The sequence below is a fragment of the Psychrobacter sp. 1Y4 genome (assembly GCF_051847555.1).
Map to the genome: position 1 here is coordinate 1 of NZ_JBPYDE010000134.1, position 1,094 is coordinate 1,094.

At 43.3% G+C, this 1,094-nt stretch carries 1 protein-coding gene and 1 pseudogene; both read left to right on the top strand.

Annotation, left to right across the window (positions count from 1 at the left end; all coding sequences use genetic code 11):
• Nucleotides 1–169 precede the first annotated feature (169 nt).
• On the top strand, nt 170–571 hold the full coding sequence (locus ACS8FC_RS14765) for a hypothetical protein (RefSeq protein ID WP_439297325.1): 402 nt from the start codon (nt 170–172) through the stop codon (nt 569–571).
• Nucleotides 572–603: 32 nt separating this feature from the next.
• Nucleotides 604–1,094 (top strand): annotated as a pseudogene (locus ACS8FC_RS14770) (transposase); the annotation flags it as partial.

The following is a 1,094-nucleotide window of genomic DNA, read 5'->3' on the forward strand; positions in this document are numbered from 1 at the left end:
TAATAAAGAAGCTACTGCTCAAAATACAGGCGTTGAAGGCAGAAATATTGATAGCAATAACCAAACGCAATCTGACTCTCTGGCTAATTATAGAGAACAGGATTCGCTACTAGATGACAATAGTCATGCTACTGGTGGAAGTAATCCACACTATCATGGGTAATAGGTTATGTTTATTGAAAGCCACAAAGCTGCGCTATCAAGTTTTGACGCAGATATAGAGCCGTATATGGTCGATGGTGTAGTGGCAGATAGTGAAGGCGCTTTATCTGTGATGCTACCACTTGCAAGAAATACGATAGCCATTAAATTTGCAGAAAATGATCATAGCGTTGCGGAAATGGTAGCTCGTGCATTTACTTTGTTTGAAAACTTCTGCACAAGCGATCAAGCATACGCTTTTTACAATGAGATGACGGAAAATCCAAAATTATATGATCGTGTGATGCAGTTCGTTACTCTGATGCTAATAGCTGATGAGCCATTAGGAACCCTTACCATAAGTAAGGCAGTGGATAAAAAACATGCAAAGCTTTTGAGTGATGTTGAGCCTTTCCTAAAAAGTGTGTAACTGCTTATAATCCACTAACAGGAGAATAAGCAATGACTAACCAATCTGACATCAAGAAACTGGCTGAGCAAATGGCCAGCAGCATGAAAAGCTTCGATGACATCAAAGACTTTCAAAAGCAGCTCATGCAGTCCTTCATCGACACTGCCCTAGAAGCAGAAATGGAAGAGCATCTCGGCTACCCCAAGCATGAAAAGGCAGACAGGCCTAATAAGCGCAATGGGCACACTAAAAAGAGAGTCCGTAGCGACACAGGCGAGCTTGAGATCTCCACCCCCAGAGACCGCGACAGTAGCTTTGATCCTGTACTTGTCAGTAAGCATCAAACCCGTATTTCAGGTCTTGATGACAAAATCATATTTCACTACAGGCATAGCCTTCCGTCTTGCGCTTCGGGCAAGTGTCTCCCAGACACTTGCTGATCCTCGCTCATACGCCAAAGGTCAAACCACTACTGAGATTGTCGAAACCATCAAGGACATCTACGACGTCGACATCTCAAGCAGCTTGGTTTCCAGAGTCA